The sequence below is a fragment of the Aeromonas sp. genome, assembly GCF_050252055.1.
GTDB classification, from domain to species: Bacteria; Pseudomonadota; Gammaproteobacteria; order Enterobacterales; family Aeromonadaceae; genus Aeromonas; species Aeromonas caviae.
On the sequence record NZ_JBFWLQ010000004.1, the window covers coordinates 1 to 24482 of the forward strand.

25 protein-coding genes are annotated in these 24482 nt (G+C 63.6%); 14 read left to right on the plus strand and 11 right to left on the minus strand.

Annotated elements, in window-relative coordinates:
* Positions 1 to 456 precede the first annotated feature (456 nt).
* From erpA to clcA, 3 genes are all read right to left on the minus strand, one after another.
* Positions 457 to 813 carry an iron-sulfur cluster insertion protein ErpA gene (gene erpA, locus AB7E19_RS08090; RefSeq protein ID WP_427934919.1) on the minus strand — a complete coding sequence of 119 codons (357 nt, stop codon included), beginning with the start codon at positions 811 to 813 and terminating at the stop codon, positions 457 to 459.
* A gap of 89 nt (positions 814 to 902) precedes the next feature.
* Entirely contained in the window at positions 903 to 1595 is a 693-nt protein-coding gene (locus AB7E19_RS08095) for a DUF6776 family protein (RefSeq protein WP_128343817.1), read from the minus strand.
* Between the two features lie 87 nt (positions 1596 to 1682).
* Complete coding sequence (clcA, locus tag AB7E19_RS08100) at positions 1683 to 3077, minus strand: H(+)/Cl(-) exchange transporter ClcA (protein ID WP_427934921.1); 1395 nt, start codon at positions 3075 to 3077, stop codon at positions 1683 to 1685.
* A 209-nt stretch (positions 3078 to 3286) separates the two neighbouring features.
* Between clcA and hemL the strand changes: the two genes are divergently transcribed.
* Positions 3287 to 4573 carry a glutamate-1-semialdehyde 2,1-aminomutase gene (gene hemL / locus AB7E19_RS08105; protein WP_319892408.1) on the plus strand — a complete coding sequence of 429 codons (1287 nt, stop codon included), beginning with the start codon at positions 3287 to 3289 and terminating at the stop codon, positions 4571 to 4573.
* Between the two features lie 199 nt (positions 4574 to 4772).
* The gene (locus AB7E19_RS08110; protein WP_042016292.1) at positions 4773 to 5585 is read left to right on the plus strand and encodes a hypothetical protein; all 813 of its coding nucleotides are present in this window, start codon (positions 4773 to 4775) and stop codon (positions 5583 to 5585) included.
* Positions 5586 to 5631: 46 nt separating this feature from the next.
* Here AB7E19_RS08110 and AB7E19_RS08115 read toward each other — a convergent pair whose 3' ends face one another.
* Together AB7E19_RS08115 and AB7E19_RS08120 are read right to left on the minus strand one after the other, a co-directional pair.
* Positions 5632 to 6534 carry a sulfite exporter TauE/SafE family protein gene (locus AB7E19_RS08115; RefSeq protein ID WP_042878447.1) on the minus strand — a complete coding sequence of 301 codons (903 nt, stop codon included), beginning with the start codon at positions 6532 to 6534 and terminating at the stop codon, positions 5632 to 5634.
* A 259-nt stretch (positions 6535 to 6793) separates the two neighbouring features.
* Entirely contained in the window at positions 6794 to 7477 is a 684-nt protein-coding gene (locus AB7E19_RS08120; RefSeq protein WP_322131852.1) for a phosphatase PAP2 family protein, read from the minus strand.
* A 202-nt stretch (positions 7478 to 7679) separates the two neighbouring features.
* Between AB7E19_RS08120 and AB7E19_RS08125 the strand changes: the two genes are divergently transcribed.
* A complete protein-coding gene (locus AB7E19_RS08125; protein ID WP_010675561.1) occupies positions 7680 to 8195 on the plus strand; it encodes a DUF2937 family protein in 516 nt (171 codons plus the stop codon).
* 42 nt (positions 8196 to 8237) lie between these two features.
* Here AB7E19_RS08125 and AB7E19_RS08130 read toward each other — a convergent pair whose 3' ends face one another.
* A complete protein-coding gene (locus tag AB7E19_RS08130) occupies positions 8238 to 9119 on the minus strand; it encodes a LysR family transcriptional regulator (protein WP_039040858.1) in 882 nt (293 codons plus the stop codon).
* Positions 9120 to 9276: 157 nt separating this feature from the next.
* Here AB7E19_RS08130 and AB7E19_RS08135 point away from each other — a divergent pair, with 157 nt between their 5' ends.
* Together AB7E19_RS08135 and AB7E19_RS08140 are read left to right on the plus strand one after the other, a co-directional pair.
* Positions 9277 to 9669 carry a DMT family transporter gene (locus AB7E19_RS08135; protein WP_322131851.1) on the plus strand — a complete coding sequence of 131 codons (393 nt, stop codon included), beginning with the start codon at positions 9277 to 9279 and terminating at the stop codon, positions 9667 to 9669.
* Positions 9657 to 9977 carry an SMR family transporter gene (locus tag AB7E19_RS08140; RefSeq protein WP_042016297.1) on the plus strand — a complete coding sequence of 107 codons (321 nt, stop codon included), beginning with the start codon at positions 9657 to 9659 and terminating at the stop codon, positions 9975 to 9977. Before AB7E19_RS08135 ends, AB7E19_RS08140 begins: the two co-directional genes overlap by 13 nt.
* Before the next feature lie 89 nt (positions 9978 to 10066).
* Here the strand turns inward: AB7E19_RS08140 and gloA2 are convergent, their stop codons facing one another.
* The 3 genes from gloA2 to hrpB all read right to left on the minus strand — a co-directional run bounded on the left by gloA2 (position 10067) and on the right by hrpB (position 15409).
* The gene (gene gloA2, locus AB7E19_RS08145; RefSeq protein WP_042016298.1) at positions 10067 to 10468 is read right to left on the minus strand and encodes an SMU1112c/YaeR family gloxylase I-like metalloprotein; all 402 of its coding nucleotides are present in this window, start codon (positions 10466 to 10468) and stop codon (positions 10067 to 10069) included.
* Between the two features lie 42 nt (positions 10469 to 10510).
* Positions 10511 to 12832 (minus strand): penicillin-binding protein 1B, encoded by a 2322-nt coding sequence (gene mrcB, locus AB7E19_RS08150; protein ID WP_010675566.1) that lies wholly within the window; start codon positions 12830 to 12832, stop codon positions 10511 to 10513.
* A gap of 123 nt (positions 12833 to 12955) precedes the next feature.
* Complete coding sequence (gene hrpB, locus AB7E19_RS08155) at positions 12956 to 15409, minus strand: ATP-dependent helicase HrpB (RefSeq protein WP_322131854.1); 2454 nt, start codon at positions 15407 to 15409, stop codon at positions 12956 to 12958.
* A 184-nt stretch (positions 15410 to 15593) separates the two neighbouring features.
* On the opposite strand from hrpB, the gene thpR reads away from it, so the two are divergent.
* The 9 genes from thpR (at position 15594) to AB7E19_RS08200 (ending at position 22703) form a co-directional block, all read left to right on the plus strand.
* Complete coding sequence (gene thpR, locus AB7E19_RS08160; protein ID WP_039040852.1) at positions 15594 to 16139, plus strand: RNA 2',3'-cyclic phosphodiesterase; 546 nt, start codon at positions 15594 to 15596, stop codon at positions 16137 to 16139.
* On the plus strand, positions 16136 to 16879 hold the full coding sequence (gene sfsA, locus AB7E19_RS08165; RefSeq protein ID WP_049635991.1) for a DNA/RNA nuclease SfsA: 744 nt from the start codon (positions 16136 to 16138) through the stop codon (positions 16877 to 16879). The genes thpR and sfsA overlap by 4 nt, the downstream gene beginning before the upstream one ends.
* Positions 16880 to 16998: 119 nt before the next feature.
* The gene (dksA, locus tag AB7E19_RS08170) at positions 16999 to 17448 is read left to right on the plus strand and encodes an RNA polymerase-binding protein DksA (protein WP_029314801.1); all 450 of its coding nucleotides are present in this window, start codon (positions 16999 to 17001) and stop codon (positions 17446 to 17448) included.
* A 109-nt stretch (positions 17449 to 17557) separates the two neighbouring features.
* Positions 17558 to 18460 (plus strand): tRNA glutamyl-Q(34) synthetase GluQRS, encoded by a 903-nt coding sequence (gluQRS, locus tag AB7E19_RS08175; protein ID WP_322131850.1) that lies wholly within the window; start codon positions 17558 to 17560, stop codon positions 18458 to 18460.
* Positions 18461 to 18561: 101 nt separating this feature from the next.
* Positions 18562 to 20061, plus strand: coding sequence for a polynucleotide adenylyltransferase PcnB (pcnB, locus tag AB7E19_RS08180; RefSeq protein ID WP_052815237.1), 1500 nt, complete (start codon positions 18562 to 18564; stop codon positions 20059 to 20061).
* Between the two features lie 10 nt (positions 20062 to 20071).
* Positions 20072 to 20569: a 2-amino-4-hydroxy-6-hydroxymethyldihydropteridine diphosphokinase gene (folK, locus tag AB7E19_RS08185; protein ID WP_103243684.1), complete on the plus strand. Its 498-nt coding sequence runs from the start codon at positions 20072 to 20074 to the stop codon at positions 20567 to 20569.
* A gap of 20 nt (positions 20570 to 20589) precedes the next feature.
* Positions 20590 to 21384, plus strand: coding sequence for a 3-methyl-2-oxobutanoate hydroxymethyltransferase (gene panB, locus AB7E19_RS08190; protein WP_042864977.1), 795 nt, complete (start codon positions 20590 to 20592; stop codon positions 21382 to 21384).
* Between the two features lie 96 nt (positions 21385 to 21480).
* Complete coding sequence (gene panC / locus AB7E19_RS08195) at positions 21481 to 22335, plus strand: pantoate--beta-alanine ligase (protein WP_322131848.1); 855 nt, start codon at positions 21481 to 21483, stop codon at positions 22333 to 22335.
* A gap of 20 nt (positions 22336 to 22355) precedes the next feature.
* The gene (locus AB7E19_RS08200) at positions 22356 to 22703 is read left to right on the plus strand and encodes a putative quinol monooxygenase (protein WP_010675576.1); all 348 of its coding nucleotides are present in this window, start codon (positions 22356 to 22358) and stop codon (positions 22701 to 22703) included.
* Between the two features lie 60 nt (positions 22704 to 22763).
* Here the strand turns inward: AB7E19_RS08200 and AB7E19_RS08205 are convergent, their stop codons facing one another.
* Both AB7E19_RS08205 and AB7E19_RS08210 read right to left on the minus strand, forming a co-directional pair.
* The gene (locus AB7E19_RS08205; RefSeq protein WP_010675577.1) at positions 22764 to 23537 is read right to left on the minus strand and encodes an ABC transporter permease; all 774 of its coding nucleotides are present in this window, start codon (positions 23535 to 23537) and stop codon (positions 22764 to 22766) included.
* Positions 23534 to 24451: an ABC transporter ATP-binding protein gene (locus AB7E19_RS08210; protein WP_045521939.1), complete on the minus strand. Its 918-nt coding sequence runs from the start codon at positions 24449 to 24451 to the stop codon at positions 23534 to 23536. The genes AB7E19_RS08205 and AB7E19_RS08210 overlap by 4 nt, the downstream gene beginning before the upstream one ends.
* Positions 24452 to 24482 lie beyond the last annotated feature (31 nt).

Consider the following 24482-nt stretch of genomic DNA (forward strand, 5'->3'; position numbering starts at 1 on the left):
GCTGAATTAACTGCTGCAACTAAAAGTTGCTTTGGTCACTTCATCAGACATTGATATCAAAAATTGTTTTTGATGCTCGATGCTGTGAGTGCCCACACAGATTGCTTGATTCAAATTGTTAAAGAGCAGGGCCTGAAACTATAACCCTCACCAGCTTGCTTTGCAAGGTGGACCAGACGCGCACTGCGCCGTGCTGATGGAGGCGCATTATAGGGATATGATTCTCGCTGACAAGCGAAAACTACGTGTTTATTTGAAAAAGACGTTCAGGTGTTTAATCAACAACCGATAAGACTAAAAAACCATCAACGATTCATCTAAATGAGCCTGCACACCTTCTCTATCGCTACCAATCGGTACCCGTTTTCGCCACGTCAAGATCTACATGCCAGCCACGCCAGGCATACAAAAATGAAAAGGGCCCCTCGGGGCCCTTCATATCACGCTGCTTGTAGATCAGATGGAAAAACTGGAACCGCAACCGCAGGTCGTCGTGGCGTTGGGGTTGGTCACGGTGAAACGGGAACCTTCTAGGCCTTCGGTGTAATCCACGCTGCCGCCGACCAGGTATTGCAGGCTCATGGGATCGATCACCATGGTGACGCCGCTCTTCTCGACCACGGTATCGCCATCATTGATTTTCTCGTCAAACGTGAAACCGTACTGGAAACCGGAGCAGCCTCCCCCAGTGATGTAGACCCGCAACTTGAGTTCGGGATTCTCTTCTTCGGTGATCAAGGTCTTTACCTTGTTGGCTGCCGCATCCGTCATCTGGATGGGCAAGGGAGCTTCTGCTTCTGCTACTGCACTCATTGCTGACCTCACAACCGTTACATCCACAAACATGGAAACCGCGAAATTATCCAATACCCGACCATTTAGTTCAAGTATTCACCACTCTCTTACTGTGCTGCCGGCAAGGGGGCTGGTTGAGCGACCAGAGGCTTGAGCACCTCGTTCCACTCAGCAACCAGCTCCTGGGCCGGTTGCCGACCCTCCTTCGGGATGAGGATTCTCACCCTGTCCGGGATGAAGCCTGAGGGAAGCTGCCAAATGCCCTCCAAGAGCTGGAAATATCGCAACGCGTAGCGTCCCTCCCCCACCTTCATGCCAAGATCCCGGCCACTGAGGATCCTGGGCTTGTCAGCCAGACTGCCTTCGAGCCGGATCTGCACCTGCCCCCGAAACAGCTCCCGCTTCTTGGCGGGTTGTGTGAGCGCCAGGCGATAGTGGTAGCGACCCGGCACACTCGTCTCCTGCAATGTCAGATTGTCGATGGATACCCCCACCTGTTCGCCGGTGGGACGCATGATGCGCTCGAAGAAGGCGAGCTGACGTTTCTGCTCCTGTACCTGGGCTTCCTGATCCTTGAGCGTCTGCTGAAGTTGCTCGAAGGCGGCCTTCTGGGTCGCCAGCAGGGTCTCCCTGACGCCGAGATCCGTCTTCAGTTGTGCAATGGCCTTGCTCTGACGCTCCAACGTCTCTTGCTGCACCGTCATCAGGCTGCTCTGAGCCAGCTCCTGTCTGTTCCCGACGACATAACCGATACATGCCCCCACGGCCAGCACCACCAATAACTTCACGATTTGGGACATAAGGCCTCTTCTATATGCCGACATCAACACGGCCGGTTTCTTTTCACTATACGCGACCATGCCGGATTGATACGGATAAACAAAGAGTTAACCGGTCGCGATGCTGCTTTCACCCCGGTTTTGACGCGCAGCAAGCCGTAAAGTTCGCTCCAGGATCTGGGAATAGATGGGACGCCCCCCCAACCATTGCGCCACCAGGGTTGCCCCTATGGTGGTGATCATCATGGGCAGGATCAGCTGATAGTTGTCGGTCATCTCGGTCACCAGCACGATGCCGGTAATGGGGGCACGTACGGTGGCGGCGAAGAGCGCCCCCATGCCGGCGATGGCAAAGGCGCCCGGTTCGATGCCGAGATCGGGAAATGCAGAGTGGAACAGGTGACCAAAGATCACCCCGAACAGGGTGCCCAGCGCCAGGGTCGGCGCAAAGACACCACCAGGGGCCCCCGAGCAAAAGCAGATGAGGGTACCCACCAGTCGCACCGAGAAGATGATGAAGAGCGTCGCCATCGCATAGTCTCCCCCCGTCAGATGCGGGATGAGCTCGATTCCCCCTCCAGTGACCGAAGGGGCGAACAGCGACAGCATGCCAAAGGTTCCAGCCACCCCCATGCCGATGATGACGAAGCGGTGGCGCTTGTTCTGATGCAATGCCAGGTAACCATCCTGACAGGCGAGCACCAGCTTGTTGAAGACGAACCCCAGCACACCAAAGCAGCCCCCCATGAAGAGAAACAGCCAGAGCGCCTTCAAGGCCGGAGCGTCGTAGTGAGGCAGCATGATGACGGGGGATTGCCCTTTCATGTTCTGCAGCATCAGGGTCGCCATGACGGCCGAAATACCGACCGCCTTGATGGCGAGGAAGGAGTAGCGAAATTGCGGTCGCATCTCTTCCATGACAAACAGTATCCCTGCCAGCGGGGCATTGAAGGCCGCAGCGAGACCACCCGCCGCACCGGCAGCCAGCAGGGCGTGGCCATGCTCCTTGGGCAACCGGAAGATATCCGCCACCATCTTGCCGAGGTTGCCCCCTATCTGCACCGAGGGCCCCTCCCGCCCCAGCACCATGCCGGAACTCAGGGTACAGACCCCGCCAAAAAACTTCACCGGCAACACCCGCCACCAGCGTACCGGGCGCAGGTCGTCCATGGCCCCTTCAATTTCCGGGATACCGGATCCCCCCGCCTCGGGGGCAAAGGCATGAGTGAGGAAATAGCCAACCAACCCCAGCAGGGCGCTGAAACCAAAGCCGAGCAGGCCAAGCTGCCACCAGGGGCGATCGGCCAGCAAGTCGACACGCTGCTGGGCCAGCCAGTGAACGCAAGACTCGAACAATCCGCACACCAGGCCTGCCAGCAGGCCGACCAGGGCCGCCAACAGGAGCACCAGCAGCGGCATCTTGTCCCGCCGTATCAGGCGCTGCAAGACTGGAGGATGACGCAGCGAGGCCGCGTCGGCGGAAGGAATGGCTTGTTGCTCCATGGATAATCACGCTCATCTAACGAGGACCAGACACACCTCGGCCTCGGCTGCCCAGCTCTGGGCCTTTCTGCTATAGTCGGCCCGTTTCATGTATCACGGGCGAGAGTCCGGGGCGAGAGCGCAAAGCATACTCCTCCCGCCATCCCCTGCCGAGCCGCAATCGGCAGCCTGTGCCCGGGTAACGACCAAAATCCCATTAAGGATGATCCATGTCAAAATCAGATCAGCTGTTTGAACAGGCCCGCCAGACCATTCCCGGTGGCGTCAACTCACCGGTCCGCGCCTTCAACGGGGTCGGCGGTACACCCCGCTTCATCGATCACGCCGATGGCGCCTACCTCTATGACGTGGACGGCCAGGCCTATGTGGATTACATCGGTTCCTGGGGCCCCATGCTGCTGGGCCACAACCACCCGGCCATCAAGGCCGCCGTCATCAAGGCAGTGGAAAAAGGACTTAGCTACGGCGCCCCGACCGAGATCGAAGTGCTGATGGCCGAGAAGGTGCGCCAGATCGTCCCCTCCATGGAGCAGGTGCGGATGGTCAACTCCGGCACCGAGGCGACCATGAGCGCCATCCGGCTGGCCCGCGGCTACACCGGTCGCGACAAGATCGTCAAGTTTGAAGGCTGCTACCACGGCCACGCCGACTCCCTGCTGGTCAAGGCCGGCTCCGGCGCCCTTACCCTGGGTCAGCCCAACAGCCCGGGCGTACCGGCCGATTTCGCCAAACACACGCTCACCTGTGTCTTTAACGATCTGGATTCGGTGCGCGAAGCCTTTACCCAGTACGGCAGCGAGATCGCCTGTATCATCGTCGAGCCGGTCGCAGGCAACATGAACTGCATCCCGCCGGTGCCCGGCTTCCTGCAAGGGCTTCGCGCCATTTGTGACGAGTTCGGCGCCCTGCTGATCCTGGATGAGGTGATGACGGGTTTTCGCGTCTCCCTGCGTGGTGCCCAGGGCCACTACAACATCGACCCGGATCTCACCACCCTCGGCAAGATCATCGGTGCCGGCATGCCGGTGGGCGCCTTCGGCGGCAAGAAGAAGGTGATGCAGCACATCGCCCCGACCGGCCCCGTCTATCAGGCTGGTACCCTCTCCGGCAACCCGGTGGCCATGGCCGCCGGCCTCACCATGCTGGACCTGCTGCTGGAGCCGGGCCTCTATGAGCAGCTGAGCGCCAAGACCGCCCGTGTCGCCGAGGGGCTCAAAGCGGCCGCCGCCAGGCACGGCATCCCGCTTGCCATCAACTACGTGGGCGGCATGTTCGGCTTCTTCTTCACCGACGAGCCCGAGATCACCCGCTACGAGCAGGTGACTCGCTGCGACATGGAACGCTTCAAGCGCTTCTATCATCTGATGCTGGAGGAGGGCGTCTATCTGGCACCGAGCGCCTACGAGGCGGGCTTCCTGTCGCTTGCCCACGGCGACAAGGAGATTGAACACACTCTGGCGGCCGCCGAGCGCAGCTTCGCCAAGCTGGCTGGCTGACAAGCAGCAAGATGTGCAGAGGGCCCCGATGGGGCCCTTTTTTGTTTGCTCGTCCCGACAAGGCACCGTAGTGGTGCATCTTTAAGTCCCTCACCGGAACCTTGCCACCTGCTGGTGCGCCGCGCCGTACACGGGCTGTCATAAATCGGGCCCACAATTTGCAGGCCCCTGCTCAGGAGCCCATTGGACCGAGGTGTATATGGCAGAGATGAGCCCCATCGATGTGCTGCGGCGCTATCAGGAGTACGAAACCGAGCTGGCCCCCCTGCTGCTGGGGCTGCTCACCCTCCCCGAGGCGTCTCTCAAGACCTATGCCTTCGTCGAGGAGGTGAAGAGCCTGGCCCCCCAGATCAGGCCAGCCATACTGGCGCCCGTTCCGGCGGCCCAGGGGCAGCTGCGCCTGCTGGTGCAGGGCCATGGCCGGGAGCTGGAGATCAACCTGCACCAGCTGATCGCCTGGCTGATGGGGGACAGAGAGCGGCGGCGCGCCATTCCCTGGTTCAGGGCCGTCTACGTCGTCCTGAGTCTGGCCCTGTTTCTCATCGTCGGCACCCTCATCTGGCACGGGCTGGAACAGCTCTATCTGCTCCTGTGCGGCACCCAGCAGAACCGGCTCGGCGCCTTCAGCGCCATCATCTTCCTCACGCTCGCGCTGGCGGTGTTCGATCTCGGCAAGACCATCCTCGAAGAGGAGGTGCTGCTGCATAAGGACATCTTCCGCCACAGCGCCATCCGGCGCACCATTACCCGCTTTATCGCCGCCATCCTGATCGCGGTCTCCATCGAGGGGTTGCTGCTGCTGTTCAAGGGATCCCTCGGCCAGAGCGAACTGCTCTGGCCTGCGGTGGGGGTGATGGGGTGCGCCGTGGGGTTGCTGCTGGCGCTGGGGCTCTATGTGTTTCTCGGTGCCAGGGCGGAAGCCGCACTGGTCGCCTCCAGCCAGCAAACTGCCCACTCGGAGGGGGCTGCCAGGGGCATCAGAAGACGCGCCAGGACCGGGCGAGCGGGATGACATACCAACGCGGGGTGCCCGTGCAGGCGGGCCTCGCCGACGCCAGCTAGCTCGTCGCCTCTGCCAGCGCGGGCGCTGGCTGTCGCCGCGCCGCCCGCCAGGAGGCGTACATGGTCCAGGAGGTATAGATGACGATGAAGGCCACCAGCCATTTGAGCATCTCCATCTCCATGGATTTGACCAGCATGGCCGCCAGCACCACGCCGATGGGGCCGAAGATGGCCACCGCCAGCACGGCCCGCGCATCGAAAGCCCCCTTGCGAATGAAGGTCCCCGCCGAGAAGACGCTGAGCACGGCGGTGGATCCCATCATGATGGGGAAGGCCACCAGCGGGTTCATGCCGAGCAGATAGACCAGGGTCATGCAGGGGGCGAACAGGCCGATACCGACGTTCATCAGGGCTCCGAACAGGAAGTTGCCGGCAAGGGCGATCCCCAGCTTGTAACCGCTCAGGCCCATGGCCTCGCCACCGAGGGGGAAGAGCCCAAGCAGACCGGCAAAGATGAGACCGGCGACCACCAGCAGGGAGACCGCCATTACCAGCCGGATGGTCTGGCGATCAAAGGAAGCCACGTAACGGGCGCCCCAGGCCGCACCGGCCGCCGCCGCCGCCATCATGCTGATGAGGGTGACGGGATCCACGTTGACCACGCCGATGAAGATGAGAGCCTGGGTCACGGTCGGCAGCACGCACTGGCCGTTGAGGGTACCGGGCAGCACCCGATCATCGATCAGCCTGAACTGCTTGTAGCAGGCGGTCTTCACCGCAAAGCTCCCCACCCCCAGGGTATCGAGAAAATTGGCCACAAAACCGATGGCCGCCACCGGCCAGAAAGGGGTGGCTTCGAGCTGGCCATGACGCCGTTTGTGCCACCAGGCACGGACCAGCATAAAGAGAAAGACCAGAGCACAACCGATAAACAAGAGACGCAGAAAAGTGACAAGCATGGGGAGACCTCCAACAACGGGCGGCGATTCTAAGGCAGCGGAGGGAAAAAATCCTGGCCAGGATCATGAGACGACGGGTGCAAACGTTTGGCCCCGACTATTTTGGCTGGCAGAACCCGAATGGGGCTATCCATACTGGTTGGGAGGGCGACAGCCCGGGCTCATCGGGCGTAGTCCTGGTCATTTCGCGACGACCACAGCACCGGTGAGGCGTAAACGAAAGAAGGCGGGGTGACCCGCCTTCTTTTTTCATTCTCCGTCAGGCAATCCAGCGTGGCAGCCGGGGAGCCAGGCGGTCGATCAGGCGATCCGACACGGGAGTGAGCAACAGCAGCGGCAGGCAGATCAGGGAGAGGCAAAGAGCGCCCACATAGACGTCCGTCATCCAGTGCGCACCAGCCAGGATGCGGGGCGCCGAAAACAGGGGCACCATCACCACCGCAACTACCCCGGCCCAGCGCGGCAGATAGCGCAGGGAAAAACCGGCGAAGATCATCAGGAAGAGGGCGTGATCACCGGGGAAGCTGTCACCGGCGGAGTCCTTGGTGGGAATCGCACTGATCTCGGTCAGGCGCAGTGCCCCGTCCACCATCAAGGTGGGGCTGGGACGGCTGACCGGCAACAGATGCCCGAGCTGATTGATCACCAGGGCCCCCAGCAGCATCACGACCCCCATGGCCACCAGACGACGGCGCTCCTGCCCGTCGGCACGGAAGAAGCAACTGGCAAGGATCCCGCCCATGCAGGCCAGCGCGGCCAGATCGAACAGGCGGTTGTTGGTGATGGCCACCAGATCGGCCCAACGGGGGGAGTGGCCAATCCAGCCATTGACCAGCTGGAAGAGGGCGAGATCCCACCCATCCCAGGGGCCGTGCTCAGGCAGGGCGCCCCAACTGAAGGCGATGAGGCCCCCGGCCAGATAGAAAGGAATGAACTTGCTCATGCCGACGTGTCCTTCGAAAAACGCTCATTCTAGGCCAGCCGCAAGATGACTTGCATCACAAAAGTGTAAGAATTCGTGTAACAAAGGTATTCCATCGGCTCTTCTTTTGGCGCCGCCGACCGGGTGGGCAAGCGCGTCCCCTCCTTGGCTCTCCCACCGGTTGCGGCTAGTATGGGCGCTCCCTTCGTTCAGGATGATGATGATGCGCAGCTACCTTCGCATGATGTTGTTTGCCCTCGGTTTGCTGGCAGGTGTACAGATCCCCGGGCTGGTCGATCTCTACTTCCAGCGGCTGGATGCCCGGCTGCAGCAAGCCGGTCTGGCGCTGGCCCCCTTCCAGCGCACGGCGGACCAGCACTTCAATGGCGATCTGCAGGCGCTGGTCGCCCATTACGGTGCCAGCCAGGATCCCGTCTTCACCCAGGATGCCACCAGCCTCCAGCAACTGGTGAACCAGCAGCAGCACCTTCAGGGGGAGATCGCCGTGCGGGAGAGTCCCTGGTACCAGCAGCTCTCCCACCTGTTGCTGCGCGCCGATCCCGCCCTCTGGCAGGATACCCTGCACAACTACGGCTATGTGGTCCCCCTCAAACAGGCCGCCATTTTCTGCGGCGTGGCGGCGGGTCTGCTGGCCTCCCTGGCGGGGGATCTGCTGCTCGGCCTCCTGCTGCTGCCATTTCGCTCCCGCCAGCGCGTCCCCCGTCACGGCCTGCGCTGATCCCCTCTCACTGCCAACCGGGGTGCCCGCCCCGGTTGGCGGCTACTCGAAGGGTTCGAGATAGGCTTCTATGGCCTTCTTCAGCCAGGCCAGCACCTTGCCGTGATGGGCGTTCTCCGACAGATAGACTCCGTAATCGCGCCACTGCAGACTGAACTTGTGCTTCAGGGTCAGCAGCTCCCCCTGGCGCAGCTGGCTCTGGATGAGGGGTGAAGGCAGCACCGCCCAGCCCAGACCATCCAGCACCGCATCCCGCATCAGCTCGAAACTCGACAACCCGATATGCTGCCCTCCGATGGGCAGCAGGCTCTTGACCGAAAACGCGTCCACATAGGAGAGGGTGACCTGGGTGTGATCGGTCAGATCCTGCTGCAACACCCGCTTCAGCCCAGCCAGCGGGTGGCTTGGCGCGACCACCATCAGGGTGCGGATCGGGTTGAGCACGTCGATGCAAAGACCGCTGCGCTCCTGTTCCTCGGTGATGAGGCCGAAGGCGGCATCCACGAACCCCTCTTCCACCAGGGCCGGCAGCTCCGGCGGTGAGGCCAGCACCAGGGAGATGCTGGTGCCCGGAAACTGGCGACGCAGCGCCCCCAGCATCTCGCGCCATACCACCTCGGGAATGGCGTCGTCCCGGGCTACCCGCAGCGCCACCTCGGCACCGGAGGCATGGTGCTCGCACTTGAGCTTCAGGCTGTTGGCGGCCTGCAACAGCCGCCGACAGTCGTCCAGCACTTGCTCGCCGATTTCGGTCAGCCGGCTCTGGTTCGCCCCTCGTTCGAAAAGTTCGACGCCAAGCTCCACTTCCAGGGTTGCAATCGCCGAGCTCACGGCGCTGCGACTCTTGCCAAGTCGTCTGGCGGCATTGGCTATCGAACCACTGTCTGCTGTTTCTACAAAGAGTTGTATCTGATTTAGCTTCATGGCTTCAAACTGGTGGCAGATTATTCCATCACCACCTTATCCCCTGGTCCGCCCCCAAGGCAAACAAGCAGCGACAGCTTTCTCGACGCTCAGCGATAACCTTGCCCGTTTCGGGTGCCGTTATCTTCTCTTCGTCGCAGCAACAGAAGGAAACTGCATGTCATCCCGTCCCCTGCTTTTGGACCGCCTCTTTCTGACGGGGGCCATCCTGACCGAGGTCGCCGGCACCTCCTCCATGGCCCTGATTCCAGAGAGCGCGAGCGGCTGGATCCACTATCTGCCGATGTGGCTCCTCATCACCCTCTCCTACCTGCTGCTCGCCAAGGCCGCCAGGACAATCTCCATTGGTATCGCGTTTGCGCTGTGGGAAGGGCTGGGGATCGCCCTCATCACCGCCGTCTCCGTCCTGTTCCTCGGCTACGAGCTGAGCATCCAGGAGTGGATCGGACTGGCGCTGGCCATAGTGGGGATTGTCATGGTGACCCTGGGCGAGACCCATGATGCACCAGCCCCCACCCGCCAGAGGAGGGAAGCCCCATGCACCCGTTGATCATCGTACTGGGCGCCGCCCTGCTGGATATCGGCGCCAACATGGCAATCAACCGCTCCATCGGTTTTCGCGACAAGGGGTGGGGCGTCCTCGGCATTCTGCTGGTGCTCTGTGCCTTCACTCTGCTCAGCGAGGCGGTCAGTACCGGCAAGATCGATCTGGCCGTGGCCTATGCCACCTGGGGCGCCATCGGCATTCTGGGCACCGCCCTCGGGGGCCTGCTGCTGTTCGGCGAGCGCCTCAGACCCGTCGGCTGGCTCGGCATGATGGTGATGGCGGTGGCGGTCGCCCTGCTGACCACAGCATGATCCCCTCTCCAACCCCATGAAAAAAGCCGCTCTGTTCCCAGGACGGCCTTTTCATGGTCAAACCGATCACTCAGATTGCAACAGGCAGCCTAACGCGCTGCCTCGTACAGCTCCAGCGGCAGGCCGTCGGGGTCGGCGAAGAAGGTAAAGCGCTTGCCGGTCAGCTCGTCCACCCGCACCGGCTCCACTTCCACCCCGTGCAGCTCCAGGTGGGCGATGACCCGGTCGAGATCCGCCACCCGAAACGCCAGGTGGCGCAACCCGCACGCTTCCGGCCGGGAGGGGCGCGGCGGCGGCGCCGGGAAGCTGAACAGCTCCAGCTGGCTGCCGTCCGGCAGCGCCAGATCCAGCTTCCACGACTGACGCTCGGCCCGCAGGGTCTCGGCAATGATGGGCAACCCCAGCACCTGGTGATAGAAGTGGCGCGAGCGCGGATAGTCGCTGGCGATGATGGCCACGTGATGGATGGCCTCAAACAGGGGATGGGTCATGGCAATCCTTGCAAAACGGGCAGCCTGCGCTGCCCGTCTTCGTCAGTTGAAGAAACCGTTGAACCAGTTGTCCAGGGCATTCGCCGGGTCCGAGACCGGGCTGGCACAGCTCATGGGCTCGGCCAGACCGGCCAGCTTGGCCGGCACCTGGAGACTGCCGGGACAATCGCTGGCCACCCGGGCACCGCTCGAGCGGGAGAAGTTGGCCCAGCTCACCCCTTCGGGCATCTTCAGCCCCAGGCTGTTGACCCCTCGCTGGCTCATGTAGCCGCTGAACAGCTGCAAGGCGCCACTGGCACCGGTCAAGCCGGCCGGGGTGTTGTCGTCACGGCCGACCCAGACGCTCACCAACTCGTTGTTGTCCATCCCGGCAAACCAGGAGTCACGCAGCTCGTTGGTGGTACCGGTCTTGGCGGCCATGGTGGCCCCGGGGAACTTGGCACCGAGCGCCCGGGCCGTCCCCTGGCTCACCGTCTTGGTCATGGCGAACAGGGTCAGCCAGCTTGCCTGGGGATCCGTCACTCGCTTGGCCGCTTCGTCATGCTGGTAGAGCTGGCGTCCCTCGCCATTCACCACGGCCCGGATGGCCGACAGGGGCTGGGTCAACCCCTGGTTGGCGATGGGCAGGTACATCTGGTTCACCTCCATGGGCGAGAGCGCCACCGCCCCCAGCACCAGGGACGGATAGGGCTGGATCTCCTGCTGCACCCCCAGCTTGTGCAGGGTGTCCACCACCTTGTCCAGGCCTATCTGCATACCGAGGTTGACGGTCGGCACGTTGAGGGAGCTGGCAAGCGCCTCCATCAGGGGCACGCTCTGGCGGAACTTGCGGTCGTAGTTCTGCGGCGTCCAGATCTGGCCATCCTGGCCGCGAATGCGGATCGGCTGATCTTTAAGCGGCGTGCCCAGGGTCAGGCCGTTGGAGAGGCCGGTCAGGTAGACCGCCGGTTTGACCAGGGAGCCAATCTGACGGCGGGCATCCAGCGCCCGGTTGAAGCCGGCGTAGCGGGGATCCCGTCCCCCCACCATGGCGACCACCTCGCCCTTGTGCCAATCGGAGACCACCATGGCCGCCTCCAGCTTCTTTTTGCCACGCTGCTTCTCGATGGTGGCCAGACCCGACTCCACCGCCTGCTCGGCGGCGTGCTGGGCGATGGGATCCAGACTGGTGAAGATCTTGAGGCCGGACTGCTTGAGCAGATCCGGGCCGAAGCGGTTCTGGATCTCCCGCTTGAGCAGCCCCATGAAGGCCGGGGTACGGCCATAGCTCATCTGGCCGCGGGCGATGATGCCAAGGGGCTGCTTGCTGGCCAGGTCATACTCGGCCTGGGTCAGGCTGCCGTGATCCGCCAGCAGTTTCAGCACCAGATCCCGGCGCGCCTTGGCCCGGTCCGGGAAGCGCCAGGGATCGTAATAGGAAGGGCCCTTCACCATGCCCACCAGCAGGGCCACCTGATCGATGTCCAGCTCGTTGACCGGAATACCGAAGTAGAAGTAGGAGGCGAGCCCGAAGCCGTAGACCCCCTGGGAGAAGTTCTGCCCCAGATAGACCTCGTTGAGGTAGGCCTCCAGGATCTCGTCCTTGCTGTAGCGGTAGTCGATGAGCACCGCCATGTAGGCTTCCTGCAGTTTGCGCCACAGGCTGCGCTCACGGGTCAGGAAGAAGTTCTTGGCGAGCTGCTGGGTGAGCGTGCTGCCCCCCTGCACGGTGCGACCCGCCAGCAGGTTGGCTGCCATGGCGCGCATGATGGCCACCGGCGAGACACCGCCGTGCTGGTAGAAGTCCCTGTCTTCCGTGGTGAGCAGCGTCACCAGCAGGCTGTCCGGCACCTCGGAAAGGCGCACCAGCAGGCGGTCTTCCCGATCCTCGGTGTTGAGGCGATCGAGCAGCACCGGGTCCATCTGGGCATAGCCGAGCTGACGCTGGTTCTCCAGGGACTGGATCCCCTCGAGGCGCGCCCCGTTGAAGGTGAGACGCAGGCCACGGGCGCCGTCGGCACCGTCGTGGAACTCGAACGGCCGGCGCACCAGCTCGATGCGGTTGCCGCTCACCGCGTACTCACCCGGGGTATGAGGCTGACGCACCTGCTTGTAGCTCAGCATGTTGAGCTCGCGCAGCATCTGGGTCTGGGAGAGCCGCTGGCTGGGATAGAGCTCCAGCGGGCGGCTGTAGACCATCACAGGCAACTGCCACTTCTCGCCGTCGAAGCGCTCGCGCACCTTGGTGTCGAGATAGATGCCAAACACCACCATGAAGGCCGCCACCACCAGAGAGAGCTTGAAGCCCAGCCAGAACAGGGTGCGCCAGATGGTGCGTTTGGGCGCCGCCTTCTTGGGCGTGCGCTTGCGTCGTTGGGTTGCCATAAATCCTCTTGTCGTTCTCCTCGCCATCCCGCTGATGCGAGCGGCCTGCGATGCCTGTGGTGGAGGGGGACTGTGCCACCGCCATCTTGTTCTGGTCGTGCCGACCGATCACTGCCCCGTCGGCTACTCCTGCAATCCCATCTTTTTCTTGGTCACCCGGGTCGGCATCGCCTCCAGCGGGTTGTCCGGCCAGTAGTGACGGGGGTAGCGCCCCTTCATCTCTTTTTTCACCTGCTCATAGGATCCCGCCCAGAAGGCGGCGAGATCCGCGGTGATCTGCAAGGGGCGCTGGGCCGGGGAGAGCAGCTCCACCACCAGGGGCACCCGGCCATCGGCCACGCATGGGGTGGCACCCAGCCCGAACATCTCCTGGATGCGCACCGGGATCGCCGGCGCCTGACCCGGCTGGTAGCGGATCCGCACCCGGCTGCCGGTCGGTGCGGTGAAGTGGCTCGGCAGCGCCTCGTCCAGCCGCCTTGGCAGGGGCCAGGGCAGAGACTGGCGCAGGATGTCGCTCATGTCGAGCCGCTTCAACTGCTCCAGCCGGGTCATGCCGCTCACCGCTGGCAGCAGCCACTGCTCGAGGTCGGCCAGCAGGCTCTCCTCATCCATGGCGGGCCAGGCTTCGTCGGGCAGCCAGTCGCGGGCGCAGCGCAAGCGGGCCAGCAGCCCCTCGCTGCTCTCGTCCCAGGGCAGCACGTGCAGCCCCTTGCGCCGAATGCCTTGCAGCAGGCAGCGCCCCTTCTGTTCATCGGAGAGATCCGTCAACGGCCGCTGGCCGAGCACCAGCTCGCCGAGCACCTGCTGGCGCTCCGCCCGCACCCGTTCCTCCCGATCGTCCCAGTCGAACCACTGGCGCTCGCCGACCAGCTCGGGCAGCTGGCGCACCAGTTCATCCAGCGCCACCGGCTCGGCGATGAAAATGCGGCTGCCGCGCTCGTTCTGACCCATTTCGACGGCCACGATGGCCCCCTGCCCCTGGCAGGGATGCCCTTCTACCAGATCGCAGCTCACCCCGCCACTGAGCTGATAGCGGCTGCCACTGCGCAGCTTGCCGATGCGATCGGGCCAGGCGAGGGCGCACAGCAATCCCAGCCATTGACCCTGCGGGCTGCTTGCCCGCACGCCGAGCCGCTCGAACCAGCGGGCCGCCCCCTGGCGCAGGGCGCCCTGACGGCGGTGAAACAGCACGGACAGGCGCTCCGATCCTCGCAGATCTTCTTCCAGCAACGCCACCAGGAAAGCCGCATCGGCGACAATCCCTGTCAGACCCTCGGATTCCAGCTCCCGGGCCCGCAGCAACATGCGGGCGAGGCGGGGATGGGTGCCGAAGGCCGCCATGGCATGGCCTGCCGGGGTAAGTTGTTGCTCACCCTCCGGGGCCATGGCGCCCAGGGCCACCAGCAACCGCCGGGCGCTGGCCACGGCGGCAGGGGGCGGCATGTCCAGCAGCGGCAGCTCTTCAACCTTGGCCCCCCACTGGGCAGCGTCCAGCAACAGGCCAGTCAGCTCCTGGGTGAGGATGTCGGGCGGGCTCTGCTCGGCGAGGCGCTCCTGCACCTCGCTGCTCCAGAGCCGGTAGCAGACACCGGGGCCGAGACGACCGGCACGACCCGCCCGCTGGGTGGCGGAGGCTTTGGCGATGGACCGGGTCTCCAGCCGGGTGACGCCGCTCTTGATATCGAAGGTGGCGCGCCGCTCCAGCCCGCTGTCGATGACCACGGAGATCCCCTCGATGGTGAGGGATGTCTCCGCCACGTTGGTGGTGAGCACCAGCTTGCGACGACCCGCAGGCGCAGGCTCGATGGCCGCTTGCTGGGCCGCGAGGTCAAGACGGCCATAAAGGGGAGCCAGGGTCACATCCCCCGGCAACCGCCCTTCCAGCCACTGTGCCAGCCGCTCTATCTCCCCCTGTCCCGGCAGAAACACCAGGGCACTGCCAGCCTGACTGGCGAGCGCCTCCAGCACCACGGCGCCGACCTGGGGCTCCAACCACTGCTGGCGATTGGCGGGGCGATAGTGGTACTCGATGGGAAAGCCGCGCCCCTCGGAGCGCACCACGGGAGCACCTGGCAGCAGGTGCTCCAGGGCCATGCCATCCAGGGTGGCGGACATCACCAAGAGCTTGAGATCATCGCGCAACCCCTGCTGGCTTTCGATGGCGAAGGCCAGCGCGGTATCGGCGTGCAGGCTGCGCTCGTGGAACTCGTCAAAAATGACGAGCGACACGCCGGTGAGCTCAGGATCCTGCTGCAGCATCCGGGTCAGCACCCCCTCGGTCACGATCTCGAGCCGGGTCTGGCTGCTGGTGCGGCTCTCCCCGCGCACTCGCAGGCCGATGCGCTCGCCCACCTTCTCCCCCAGCTGACGCGCGAGGAAGCTCGCGATGTTGCGCGCCGCAAGGCGCCTGGGCTCCAGCATGATGATGCGCCCGGGCAGCAGGTGCTGGCGCACCAGCTCCAGGGGCAGCAGGGTCGATTTGCCAGCGCCGGGGGGCGCCTGCAGGATCACGCTGGCATGGTTGTCGAGGGCTGCAAAGAGTTCGGGCAACACCGGGACGATGGGGAGGGAAGACAAAGCGATGGGCACCTTCTGTGACACTTCTGAAAAGGGGTCCATTCTGCCACAGCCTCCCGGCCATCGTAAGCGCCCCTGCCGGACAGGGGCAGGAAGCGTCAGGTGCAACACGGCAAGACATCCCGGGAGCGGCTGCCATAGAATGGCCCTTATCCGATGCCCATCACGAGGACCGACACGCCGCATGCCCAAACTCTTCTTTGCCCTGCCCCTGCCAGAGCTTGCCCCCGAGCTTGCGACCTGGCGAGACCAGCGCCCCTGGCCCGGCCAACCGGTGCCCGAGAGCAACCTGCACCTGACCCTGGCCTTTCTCGGGGAGGCCGACGAAACGACCCAGGCTCGCCTGATCGCGGCCGCCGAGCGACAGCACTGCCCCCCTTTCAGCGTCCATCTGGATCAGACCGGCTGGTTTCAGCGCGCCAAAGCCGCCTGGGTGGGGCCCGGTGAGTGGCCGAACGAGCTGACTGTGCTCGCGAGGGCACTGCGCCGCCACGGTGAAAAACTCGGGCTGGGCAACGGCGAGCAGGGCTATCGCCCCCACGTCACCCTGTCGCGCAAGGCGGGCGAGGCCCCCGGCGAGCTGCCTGCGCCGGATTTTCTGCTCAGGGCCGATCGCTTCTGCCTCTATCAATCCGTCAGCACGCCGGACGGCGTCCACTACGAACCGCTCGCCTGCTGGCCCCTGCGGGCCCGCGTCAAAAACCCGCACCGCGAGGAGCTCACCCCATGATCTTCGATCCCCCCCTGCAGTCCGGGCAGCTGATCTCCCGCTACAAGCGCTTCCTGACGGATGTCACGCTCGACAACGGCGAGGTGATCACCATCCACTGCGCCAATACCGGTGCCATGACCGGCTGCGCCCTGCCGGGCACCCGGGTCTGGTACTCCACATCCGACAACCCCAAGCGCAAGCTGCCAAATAGTTGGGAAATCGCCGAGAGCCCGGCGGGTCACTTCATCTGCGTCAACACGGCCCGTGCCAACCAGATCGCCCGGGAGCTCATCGAACAGGGCGCCCTCGCCCCCCTGGCAGGCTATGCCAGGCTGCGCACCGAAGTGAAATACGGGGAAGAGAACAGCCGCATCGACCTGCTGCTGGAAGATGACCACAGACCGGATTGTTACATCGAGGTGAAATCCGTCACCCTGCTCGACGAGCGGGAGCAACCCGGCATGGGGTACTTCCCCGATGCGGTCACCACCCGCGGCGCCAAGCACTTGCGTGAATTGATGGCCATGAAGGCGGCAGGGCACCGGGCCGTGCTGCTGTTCATGGTATTGCACTCCGGCATCGCGAGAATGCGCCCTGCAGCCCATATCGATCCGCACTATAGTCAGCTTGTTGAACAGGCGATGGCGGCAGGGGTTGAAATTTTATGCTATCGCCCCCATGTTGGGGTGCAGGGCATGGTGGCTCAGGATTTTATCCCATTTGAATCTGACCATATGCTACCCGAGGGCAGAGAATAAATGCAGAAGTGGGTAACATTATTGATAAGGCTTGTTTGCCTCCCGTTGACCCTTCTGCTATAGATGTCGCCCTCAATTTATGGATGGCACGGGTAGCGTGCTGAATTAGGAGACAGGGCATGCCAACAGGCGAAAACAGGAAATCTCTGGGCCCCCTGGCCATTGCGGGTGTAGAGCCTTACCAGATGAAAGCCGGTGAGGAGTACATGAATGACCAACAGAAGGTACATTTTCGCAAGATCCTGGGAGCCTGGCGCAACCAACTGATGCAGGAAGTTGACCGCACCGTCGACCACATGAAGGATGAGGCTGCCAACTTCCCGGATCCCGTGGATCGCGCCGCGCAAGAAGAAGAGTTTGCTCTCGAACTGCGCACCCGCGACCGTGAACGCAAGCTGATCAAGAAGATCGAGAAAACCTTGCTGCTGCTCGAAGAAGATGACTTCGGTTACTGCGAGCATTGCGGCATCGAGATCGGCATCCGCCGTCTGGAAGCCCGTCCGACCGCAGACCTCTGCGTGGACTGCAAGACGCTGGCCGAGATCAAGGAAAAACAGATGGCTGGCTGATGCCGCCCATCCACAGAAACGAAAAGGGAGCCCAGGCTCCCTTTTTTATTGAGCTTTTGGTCGGGCCGTCCCAGAATGCAGCCTCAATGCATCGCCTACCCGAATTGCCATGGTCATGACATCCCCCCCCTCCCGACGCCCCTATGTGGGCCGCTTCGCCCCCTCACCGTCCGGCCCGCTCCACTTCGGCTCCCTGGTCGCCGCCCTTGGCAGCTTCTTGCAGGCCAGGGCGCAGCAGGGACGCTGGCTGGTGCGCATCGAAGACATCGACCCCCCGCGGGAGATGCCGGGAGCGGCTGACCTTATCCTCACCACCCTGGAGGCACACGGTCTTGGCTGGGATGGGGAGGTGATGTTCCAGAGCGCGCGCCATGGCCGCTATGACGAGATCATCGATCAGCTCTATCGAGCCGGGGATCTCTACTGGTGCCGCTGTACCCGACGCGAAATCATGGCCGCAGGGGGGGTCTACAACGGTCATTGCCGCACCCTGGGGCTGACCGCCGAGGGGTGTGCCGCCCGTTTGCGCCAGCACCACCCGGTCTATCGGTTCGAGGATGCGCTGCAGGGAGAGATCACCGTCCCCGCGGCGCTGGCGGAGGAGGACTTCATCGTGCGCCGCCGGGACGGGCTCTACGCCTACAACCTGGCGGTGGTGGTGGATGACATGGACAGCGGCATCACCGAGATCGTCCGCGGCGCCGATCTGCTGGAGCCCACGGTGCGCCAGATAGCCCTCTACCAGACCCTGGGGGCAGAGGTGCCCGCCTGGGTGCACCTGCCGCTGGCGGTGCAAGCGGATGGCAACAAGCTCTCCAAGCAGAACCATGCGCCGGCGCTGTCGCAGGACGAGGTACGACCGGCCCTGTGGCAGGCACTGCATTTTCTCGGTCAGTGCCCGCCGCCCGAGCTGATGGCGAGCCGGATCGACGAGATCATCGGCTGGGGCATCGCCCACTGGCAGCTGGCCCGGGTACCCCGCCAGCAGAAGATCCCGCAAGGGCAAAGCTAGCCCCCGGCTGCATTTCTTGCCCCAAAAGGACCAATCAAGGGGAAGCAGGCCACACCGTTTCTCATTTGGTTGGGGCTGAGCTATGATAGGCCGCTATTTTTTTGGCCTCCCGTCAATTTGAAGTCATAACGAGGTGTACCATTTTTTCCCAGATCGCAAACTTTTGCCGCAAAGTGCTCGGCAAGGAAGACGGCGAGCAGTCGGTGGAGTCCCCCATTCCGGCCCGTGTCGCCGGACAGCGCCGTACCTTGAGCCGTGACCAGCACCCGATTTCGCGCAAAGAGATCAGCGAGAATGCCCTCAAGGTGCTCTATCGCCTGAACAAGGGGGGCTATGAGGCCTACCTGGTCGGCGGCGGCGTCCGTGACCTGCTGCTCGGGAAGACCCCCAAGGATTTCGACATCGCCACCGACGCGACGCCGGAGCAGATCAAGGCGCTGTTCAGCAACTGCCGCCTCATCGGCCGCCGTTTCCGCCTGGCCCACATCGTCTTTGGTCGTGACGTGATCGAAGTGGCCACCTTCCGGGGTCACCACCATCAGGTCAATACCAGCAAGCATGTGTCGGCCCAGTCCGATGAAGGCATGCTGCTGCGGGACAACGTCTACGGCACCATCGAAGAGGATGCCGAGCGTCGCGACTTTACCGTCAACGCTCTCTACTACAGCGCCAAGGATTTCACCCTGCACGATTTCGAGGGTGGGCTGGAAGACCTGGCCGCGCGCAGACTGGAGCTCATCGGCGACCCCGAGACCCGCTACCGGGAAGATCCGGTGCGCATGCTGCGTGCCGTGCGCTTCGCCGCCAAGCTGGACATGACCATCAGCCCGCGCACCGCCGCGCCCATCCGGGAGCTGGCCCCGCTGCTGCAGGACATCCCGGCCGCCCGCCTGTTCGAGGAGACCCTCAAGTTGTTCCTGGCGGGGGACGGTCTGGCCACCTACAAGCTGCTGCGGGAATACGGGCTGTTCCAGCCGCTGTTCCCCCAGGTAGCCGCCCTGTTCACGCCCCACGGCAACTCGCCCTACGAGCAGTTCATCGAGCAGGCGCTGATGGACACCGATACCCGGGTCCGTGAAGAGAAGCGCGTCACCCCCGCCTTCCTCTACGCCACCCTGCTGTGGGGCGCCGTCGAGGCCCGCGGCCGCGTGCTGGAAAACGAGAGCGGTCTGCCCTGGTACGATGCCTTCATGCTGGCCATCAACGAGGTGCTGGACAACCAGGTGCGGATCATCGCCGTGCCGCGCCGCTTCACCACGGACGTGCGCGACATCTGGGCCCTGCAGCAGCGCCTGACCCGCCGCCAGGGCAAGCACCCCGAGCGCGCCATGGAGCACCCGAAATTCCGTGCGGCCTTCGACTTCCTGTTGCTGCGCAACCGGGTCGAGCGCGGCCTCGGCGAGCTGGCGAGCTGGTGGGAGCGCTATGTGGCCTCCAACCCGGATGTGCGCCCGCAACTGCAACGGGAGGCGACCCGCCGCCCGGCAAGCGGTGAGCGCGGTCAGGCCGGTGAGGCCCGCAGCAACGATGGCGAGAAGCGCAGCGGCAATGGCCGCAACCGCCGTCGCCCCCGTCGCCGCAAGCCGAAGTCGGCAGAGTAAGGATCCGCCGATGATCGAGGTCTTCGTCGCCATCGGCTCCAACCTGGCCGACCCCCTCGGCCAGGCTCGTCGCGCCATCGCCGCGCTGGCGACCCTGCCCGAGTCAGAGCTGCTGCAGACCTCCCACCTTTACGGCAGCCGCCCCATGGGCCCTGCGGATCAGCCGGACTACATCAATGCCGTGGCGCGCCTTGCTACCCGCCTCAGCCCTCTGGCGCTACTGGACGAGCTGCAGCGCATCGAGCAGGCACAGGGACGAGTGCGCAAAGATGAGCGCTGGGGCCCCCGGACCCTGGATCTCGATCTGCTGCTGTACGGCGACGAGGTCATCCGACATGAGCGCCTGACGGTGCCTCACTATGGCATGAAGGAGCGGGAGTTCGTCCTGCTGCCCCTTGCCGAGATAGCCCCCTCCCTGGTGCTGCCCTGCGGCACCCCGCTCACCGAACTGGTTGCCCGCTGCCCGCGCAATGGACTCGCGATCCTGGCCGATGCAGCAGGCGAGTAGAGAAGAGTAGGAACAACGTAATGAGCAAGATCACCATTACCCACCTGCAGAAGATGAAGCAGGACGGACAGAAAATCACCGCCATCACCGCCTATGACGCCACCTTCGCCAAGCTGTTCGACGACGAGGGCGCCCAGGTGCTGCTCATCGGCGACTCCCTCGGCATGGTATTGCAGGGCGGAGACGACACCCTGGCGGTCAGCATGGACGAGATGGTCTATCACACCCGCTGCGTGGTGCGCGGCACCACCAATGCCCTGGTGGTGACCGACATGCCGTTCATGAGCTACGCCACCCCGGAGCAGACCTACCAGAACGCGGCGCGCCTGATGGCGGCCGGTGCCCGCATGGTGAAGATGGAAGGGGGGGACTGGCTGTGCGACTCCATCCGCCACCTGACCCGCAACGGGGTGCCGGTGTGCGGCCATCTCGGCCTGACCCCGCAATCCGTCCACGTGTTTGGCGGCTTCAAGGTGCAGGGGCGCGACGAGTTCCACGCCCAGGAGATCTACCGCCAGGCGCTGGAGCTGCAGGCGGCCGGCATCCAGTTGCTGGTGCTCGAGTGCGTGCCCGTCTCTCTGGCAGAGCGCATCACCAAGGCGCTGCGCATTCCGGTGATCGGCATCGGTGCCGGCCCTGCCACCGACGGCCAGATCCTGGTGATGCACGATGCCTTCGGCATCACCTCCGGTTATGTGCCCAAGTTCACCAAGAACTTCCTGGCCGAGACCGGTGACATGCGTGCCGCCATTCGTCTCTACGTGCAGCAGGTGAGCGAGGGGACCTTCCCCGGCCCCGAGCACTGCTTCAACTGACTTTCTGTCGTCATGCGCGCGGGGGCCTGTGCCCCCGTCTCGCCCTCCCCCCTGACGGCCCCCTCTTTTATTGATTCATCTGAAGGTGAACTGACGATGTTGGTTGTGAACAATCCCGCCGCGCTGCGCGAGCAGATCGGTCAATGGCATCGCGAAGGCCGCGCCATCGCATTCGTGCCCACTATGGGCAATCTGCATCAGGGTCATCTCACCCTGGTCGAGGTGGCCCGCCGCCATGGCGACAAGGTGGTGGTCAGCATCTTTGTGAACCCCTTGCAGTTCGACAAGGCCGAGGATCTCGCCAACTACCCCCGCACCCTGGAGCAGGATTGCGCCGCCCTGGAGGCCGCCGGTGTGGACCTGGTCTTCACCCCGACGCCGGAGATCATGTATCCCCAGGGGCTCGCCAGCCAGACCTTCGTCGAGGTGCCCGGCATCTCCAGCCTGCTGGAAGGGGCGCTGCGTCCGGGGCATTTTCGCGGGGTCAGCACCGTGGTCACCAAGCTGTTCAATCTGGTACAGCCGAACGTGGCCTGCTTTGGCGAGAAGGATTACCAGCAGCTCGCGCTCATTCGCAAGATGGTGGCCGACATGGCCATGCCCATCGAGATCGTGGGCGTGCCGACCGTGCGGGCCGAAGACGGGCTGGCCCTCTCTTCGCGCAACGGCTATCTGACCGCTGCCGAACGGGCCATTGCCCCCGAGCTCGCGCGCACCATGAACTGGATTGCCGAGCAGATTGAAGCGGGGAACAGTCACCTCCCCTCCCTGGTTGCCCAGGCCAGCCAACGCCTCGACAACGCGGGATTCAGGACGGATGCCATCGACATCGTCGATGCCGACACCCTGGAATCCGCCAGCGCCGAGAGCCAGCGCCTGGTGATCCTGATGGCCGCCTATCTGGGCAAGGCCCGCCTCATCGACAACCGGGTCGTCGCCCTGCGGGGTTGAGACACGGCAAGGAGACCACGATGTCCAAGAAGGTTTACTGCATCGCCCAGTTCCAGCCCAAGCCGGGCCAGGAGCAGGCACTGTTCCGCGTCCTGCAAGGGCTCGAGCCCGACACCCTGCGTGAAGATGGCTGCCTGCAGTACATCGTCACCCGCCATATCCAGAGCCCCTTTGCCGAGGGGGAGAGCTTCCCCATCGTCTTCAACGAGATCTGGCGCGACATGGCGAGCTTCGAGGCCCACTGCCAGCGCGCCGGTATCAAGGCCTTCTTCGAGCGCTACTGCCTCGCGGATGATGGCCTCGCGGCCAAGTGGAACGTCTGCGTCTACAGCGACGAGCCCGCGGACTACGATGCCCCGGCCCTCTGAGGCCGAAACGTGCAAATAAAAAGGCGCCCGAGGGCGCCTTTTTGCTGGCGGGTGTGCGCCTCAGTGGCGCAGACCGGTGCCGCGGGAGATGAGCCACCAGGCCATCCCGTAGAGTACCAGGATGAAGCCGATGATGATGAGATAGGCGGTGCCGAGGGGCACGTCTGAGATCCCGAGGAAGCCGTAGCGGAACGCGTTCACCATGTAGATGATGGGGTTCACCTGGGAAACCCCCTGCCAGAACGGCGGCAGCAGGGTGATGGAGTAGAAGACGCCCCCCAGATAGGTCAGGGGAGTCAGGATGAAGGTCGGGATGATGCTGATGTCATCGAACGACTTCGCGAACACCGCGTTGATGAGCCCCCCCAGGGAGAAGAGGATGGAGGTGAGCAGCACGGTCACGCAGACACTGAACAGGTGATGGATCTGCAGCGGCACGAAGAACAGCGACACCAGGGTGACGATGAGGCCGACACAGAGGCCGCGCGCCACGCCACCGCCCACATACCCCGCGATGATGATGTAGTTGGGCACCGGCGCCACCAGCAGCTCCTCCACGTTGCGCTGGAACTTGGCGCTGTAGAAGGAGGAGGCGACGTTGGAGTAGGAGTTGGTGATGACCGACATCATGATGAGGCCGGGCACGATGAACTCCATGTAGCTGAAGCCACCCATGTCACCGATGCGCGAGCCGATGAGGTTGCCGAAGATGACGAAGTAGAGGCTCATGGTGATGGCGGGCGGCACCAGGGTCTGGATCCAGATCCGGGTGAAGCGGCTCACTTCCTTGGCCAGAATGCTCTTGAAGGCGATGTAATAGGTCATGGGGTTCATGCTTTGCGACCCTCCTCTACCAGATTGACGAACAGCTCTTCCAGCCGGTTCGCCTTGTTGCGCATGCTGAGCACCTTCACACCCTGGGCGGAGAGCTGCTCGAACAGGCTGTTGAGGGACTGGCTCTTCTCCAGCTCCACTTCCAGGGTGTTCTCATCCTGCATCCGGCCGTTGAACTCGGGCAGGGCCGGAACGCTGGAGCCCGGCACCAGATCCAGCAGGAAGGTCTCGCGACCCAGCTTGCCGAGCAGGCTCTTCATGCTGGTGTTCTCGATGAGACGGCCCTTGTCGATGATGCCGATGTTGCGGCACAGCATCTCGGCCTCTTCCAGGTAGTGGGTGGTCAGGATGATGGTCACCCCCTGCTCGTTGAGATCCTTGAGGAAACTCCACATGGAACGGCGGATCTCGATGTCCACCCCGGCGGTCGGCTCATCCAGGATCAGCAGCTTGGGCTCATGCATCAGGGCGCGGGCAATCATCAACCGGCGCTTCATGCCACCGGAGAGAGTGCGGGCCGCCATGTCGCGCTTGTCCCACAGATCGAGCTGACGCAGGTACTTCTCGGCGCGCACCTTGGCCTCGGCCCGCGGCACTCCATAGAAACCGGCCTGGTGAGTCACTATCTGGCTCACCTTCTCGAACTGGCTGAAGTTGAACTCCTGGGGCACCAGGCCGAGCTGGGACTTGGCCAGCTCCAGATCGGTATCGATGTCATGACCGAATACCTTCACCTTGCCGGCACTCTTGTTGACCAGTGAGCTGATCACGCCGATGGTGGTGGATTTGCCCGCCCCGTTGGGACCGAGCAGGGCGAAGAAATCCCCCTGTTTGACGGTGAGATCGATGCCCTTGAGGGCTTCGACGCCCCCCTGATAGGTCTTCTTCAGACCGCTGATTTCCAATGCGTTCATTGCAACCCCTGTGATGGATGAGCCCATCTCG

Bases quoted from the DNA above. Each gene is read 5' to 3' on its own strand.
- mrcB (WP_010675566.1), bottom strand. From the start codon at position 12,832: ATGGCAACCCAACGACGCAAGCGCACGCCCAAGAAGGCGGCGCCCAAA.
- folK (WP_103243684.1), top strand. From the start codon at position 20,072: ATGATCGAGGTCTTCGTCGCCATCGGCTCCAACCTGGCCGACCCCCTC.
- AB7E19_RS08135 (WP_322131851.1), top strand. From the start codon at position 9,277: ATGTCATCCCGTCCCCTGCTTTTGGACCGCCTCTTTCTGACGGGGGCC.
- AB7E19_RS08095 (WP_128343817.1), bottom strand. From the start codon at position 1,595: ATGTCCCAAATCGTGAAGTTATTGGTGGTGCTGGCCGTGGGGGCATGT.
- AB7E19_RS08200 (WP_010675576.1), top strand. From the start codon at position 22,356: ATGTCCAAGAAGGTTTACTGCATCGCCCAGTTCCAGCCCAAGCCGGGC.
- clcA (WP_427934921.1), bottom strand. From the start codon at position 3,077: ATGGAGCAACAAGCCATTCCTTCCGCCGACGCGGCCTCGCTGCGTCAT.
- dksA (WP_029314801.1), top strand. From the start codon at position 16,999: ATGCCAACAGGCGAAAACAGGAAATCTCTGGGCCCCCTGGCCATTGCG.
- AB7E19_RS08120 (WP_322131852.1), bottom strand. From the start codon at position 7,477: ATGAGCAAGTTCATTCCTTTCTATCTGGCCGGGGGCCTCATCGCCTTC.
- AB7E19_RS08110 (WP_042016292.1), top strand. From the start codon at position 4,773: ATGGCAGAGATGAGCCCCATCGATGTGCTGCGGCGCTATCAGGAGTAC.
- panB (WP_042864977.1), top strand. From the start codon at position 20,590: ATGAGCAAGATCACCATTACCCACCTGCAGAAGATGAAGCAGGACGGA.
- AB7E19_RS08210 (WP_045521939.1), bottom strand. From the start codon at position 24,451: ATGAACGCATTGGAAATCAGCGGTCTGAAGAAGACCTATCAGGGGGGC.
- gluQRS (WP_322131850.1), top strand. From the start codon at position 17,558: ATGGTCATGACATCCCCCCCCTCCCGACGCCCCTATGTGGGCCGCTTC.
- hemL (WP_319892408.1), top strand. From the start codon at position 3,287: ATGTCAAAATCAGATCAGCTGTTTGAACAGGCCCGCCAGACCATTCCC.
- AB7E19_RS08115 (WP_042878447.1), bottom strand. From the start codon at position 6,534: ATGCTTGTCACTTTTCTGCGTCTCTTGTTTATCGGTTGTGCTCTGGTC.
- gloA2 (WP_042016298.1), bottom strand. From the start codon at position 10,468: ATGACCCATCCCCTGTTTGAGGCCATCCATCACGTGGCCATCATCGCC.
- AB7E19_RS08140 (WP_042016297.1), top strand. From the start codon at position 9,657: ATGCACCCGTTGATCATCGTACTGGGCGCCGCCCTGCTGGATATCGGC.
- AB7E19_RS08205 (WP_010675577.1), bottom strand. From the start codon at position 23,537: ATGAACCCCATGACCTATTACATCGCCTTCAAGAGCATTCTGGCCAAG.
- erpA (WP_427934919.1), bottom strand. From the start codon at position 813: ATGAGTGCAGTAGCAGAAGCAGAAGCTCCCTTGCCCATCCAGATGACG.
- thpR (WP_039040852.1), top strand. From the start codon at position 15,594: ATGCCCAAACTCTTCTTTGCCCTGCCCCTGCCAGAGCTTGCCCCCGAG.
- sfsA (WP_049635991.1), top strand. From the start codon at position 16,136: ATGATCTTCGATCCCCCCCTGCAGTCCGGGCAGCTGATCTCCCGCTAC.
- AB7E19_RS08125 (WP_010675561.1), top strand. From the start codon at position 7,680: ATGCGCAGCTACCTTCGCATGATGTTGTTTGCCCTCGGTTTGCTGGCA.
- panC (WP_322131848.1), top strand. From the start codon at position 21,481: ATGTTGGTTGTGAACAATCCCGCCGCGCTGCGCGAGCAGATCGGTCAA.
- AB7E19_RS08130 (WP_039040858.1), bottom strand. From the start codon at position 9,119: ATGAAGCTAAATCAGATACAACTCTTTGTAGAAACAGCAGACAGTGGT.